Here is a 2,799-nt window from a genome sequence, read left to right on the forward strand (position 1 = left end):
GGTTTTAGCGAGCGTGGTTCAATGGGAAGCGTTAAGAGGCCGCGCAGTGTATCGCGTTCTGCTGATTCTTCCTTACGCTGTACCTGCGTTTATCTCGATTCTAATTTTTAAAGGTTTGTTCAACCAAAGCTTTGGTGAAGTGAACATGCTTCTGGAAGGGCTATTTGGTATCAAGCCATCTTGGTTCTCTGACCCGTTCTTAGCGAAGTTGATGATCATCATCGTTAACACCTGGCTAGGTTTCCCTTACATGATGATTCTATGTATGGGTCTACTAAAAGCGATTCCTGATGACCTTTACGAAGCGTCTGCAATCGATGGCTCTAACTTTGTGTCTAACTTCACTCGCATTACTTTGCCATTGATGATTAAACCGCTGACACCACTGTTGATTGCTAGTTTCGCATTTAACTTCAACAACTTTGTATTGATTCAGCTATTGACTCAAGGTGGTCCGAACATGATCGGTACCTCTGAACCTGCGGGTTATACTGACCTATTGGTTAACTACACCTACCGAATCGCATTCGAAGGTGCTGGTGGTCAAGACTTCGGTCTAGCAAGTGCAATCGCAACACTAATCTTCCTACTAGTAGGTGCGCTAGCATTGCTTAACCTACGCGTAACTAAAGTAGCTCAGGACTAAGGAGACTCATAATGGCAATGGTACAAGGTAAGTCATTAAAATACCGCGTATGGGCTACTCATATTGCAATGTGGGCATTCCTATCGCTAATCATCTTCCCACTGTTGATGATCATCGCTATCTCATTCCGTGAAGGTAACTTTGCGACAGGTAGTATTATCCCAGATAACCCATCGTTGGAGCACTGGAAGCTAGCATTAGGCTTCTCCGTGACTAAAGCAGATGGCACTGTTGTTCCACCGCCGTTCCCAGTTCTACTGTGGCTATGGAACTCAATCAAAGTGGCTGGCATCTCGTCAATTTTGATTGTGTGTCTGTCAACAACTTCAGCTTACGCATTTGCACGTATGAAGTTCAAAGGTAAGAACACAATCCTGAAAGCGATGATGATCTTCCAGATGTTCCCTGCTGTACTTGCACTGGTTGCACTTTACGCATTGTTCGACAAGCTAGGTCAGTACATCCCATTCCTAGGCTTGAACACGCACGGCGGTTTGATCTTCGCTTACTTGGGCGGTATCGCACTCCACGTTTGGACGATCAAAGGATACTTTGAGACTATCGATAACTCACTAGAAGAAGCAGCAGCACTGGATGGTGCAACACCTTGGCAGGCATTTAGACTGGTTCTACTGCCACTTTCAGTGCCAATCTTAGCGGTAGTATTCATTCTGTCGTTTATTATGGTAGTCGGTGAAGTTCCTGTAGCATCTTTACTACTTTCTGATGTAAACTCATATACATTAGCAGTTGGTATGCAACAATACCTGTACCCACAAAACTACCTATGGGGTGATTTTGCGGCAGCGGCGGTACTATCAGCATTACCAATTACGGTCGTATTCTTGCTTGCGCAGCGATGGTTAGTCGGAGGATTGACTGCCGGCGGTGTGAAAGGCTAATAAGAATGATAAGGGCGACCGCGAGGTCGCCCATTTTGTTTCTCTCTTAACTATTTTGGTTTGGCCGCCGATCAGTTAAGACGAGAGCGAACTGGCGTTACGCATAGCTGGCTGTTAGCTAGATTCCTTACTATTTTACTACTAACAGTTTTTGTAACCATAACCCGGCATTGTCCCGGGTTTTTTTATGTCCGTATTTTGATACCAACCTAAATAAGTATCTGAACATCTACTTATCTAGATTGGTATTAGACAGATGCAGTATAGAGCTGTTAGCAAAGGAAGAAATCGTCGACAGTAACTGGTGCGAGTAGGTCTTAAATTTAAGATGTAACGATAGGAGTTGTTGCACGAATTTGCGGTTAGCTACAAGATGTTCAGTACTAAAACTCTTTGCTAGATGGGGCGTAGCCTAAGTACTGGAGCAGTACATAGATGCTTTCTTGGGAGAGCGCGACTTTTCTAAATAGGTCGGCAAAGGTGTCATCGCCACCAAAACAGGTGCGAATGTAATGGTTGATCTCATCGTTGCCATACCCTTCAACATACATGGTGCGGACCCACTGATATTCGACAGCTTTCAAATTCGACAGGGTAGTTTCACTCAAGGTGGTCTCGTTGAGCTCCAAACGATGATCCTTCATTGTTACTAAGTTAAATGTTCGGGAGATTTAAGCAAATCAAGATGAAGGAAAAATGACAATGTAGTTTTAGTTTGGATAAAAAGGAATGGAGGCGACTAACACCTCCACAGAAATACTATTTGAGGTACTTAACGTGTGCCTCCATCTCTTCGCCAATCTCTTTACGCATGTTCATTAAACGAATCGCAGAGTCGCGTAGTTCGATATCTTCTTGCGTCTCTGGTACCCATTCAGGAACTGAGGTAGGCGTGCCATTCTCGTCGACAGCAACCATAATCACAATGCAGTGGGTGGTTAAGCGATTCTTGAGCTCTTTAGGGTCACTGGCTTGTACATCAATCGCTATGTGCATTGAACTTCGGCCTGTGTAGATAACCTTTGCACTCACTTCCACCAGGTTTCCGACATGAATAGGCGCAACAAAGCGAATACCGCCCGCATAGGCCGTTATACAGTATTTACCACTCCATGCTGCGGCATTGGCATAAGCGGCTAAGTCGATCCATTTCATTACGGCTCCACCATGAACCTTACCACCGAAGTTTACATCTCCCGGTTCGGCTAAGAAGCGTAGGGTAATATCGCGTTGACCATGGCTCATCTAATC

At 44.8% G+C, this 2,799-nt stretch carries 4 protein-coding genes; 2 read left to right on the forward strand and 2 right to left on the reverse strand.

Annotation, left to right across the window (positions count from 1 at the left end; genetic code table 11):
- Together malF and malG are read left to right on the forward strand one after the other, a co-directional pair.
- Positions 1–646 (forward strand): maltose ABC transporter permease MalF (gene malF / locus QTO00_RS17730; RefSeq protein WP_331425956.1); only part of this gene is annotated, 646 nt, incomplete at its 5' end.
- A gap of 11 nt (positions 647–657) precedes the next feature.
- A complete protein-coding gene (malG, locus tag QTO00_RS17735; protein WP_331425957.1) occupies positions 658–1,548 on the forward strand; it encodes a maltose ABC transporter permease MalG in 891 nt (296 codons plus the stop codon).
- Between the two features lie 383 nt (positions 1,549–1,931).
- On the opposite strand, the gene QTO00_RS17740 is transcribed toward malG, so the two are convergent.
- Both QTO00_RS17740 and QTO00_RS17745 read right to left on the reverse strand, forming a co-directional pair.
- On the reverse strand, positions 1,932–2,177 hold the full coding sequence (locus QTO00_RS17740; RefSeq protein ID WP_038204222.1) for a hypothetical protein: 246 nt from the start codon (positions 2,175–2,177) through the stop codon (positions 1,932–1,934).
- 130 nt (positions 2,178–2,307) lie between these two features.
- Positions 2,308–2,793: an acyl-CoA thioesterase gene (locus QTO00_RS17745; RefSeq protein WP_331425958.1), complete on the reverse strand. Its 486-nt coding sequence runs from the start codon at positions 2,791–2,793 to the stop codon at positions 2,308–2,310.
- Positions 2,794–2,799: the final 6 nt, after the last annotated feature.

This window comes from Vibrio sp. M260118 (assembly GCF_036533755.1).
In the GTDB taxonomy this organism is placed as follows: domain Bacteria; phylum Pseudomonadota; class Gammaproteobacteria; order Enterobacterales; family Vibrionaceae; genus Vibrio.

Excerpts from the sequence above, each read along its gene's own strand:
- QTO00_RS17745 (WP_331425958.1), bottom strand. The coding sequence starts at position 2,793 with ATGAGCCATGGTCAACGCGATATTACCCTACGCTTCTTAGCCGAACCG.
- malG (WP_331425957.1), top strand. The coding sequence starts at position 658 with ATGGCAATGGTACAAGGTAAGTCATTAAAATACCGCGTATGGGCTACT.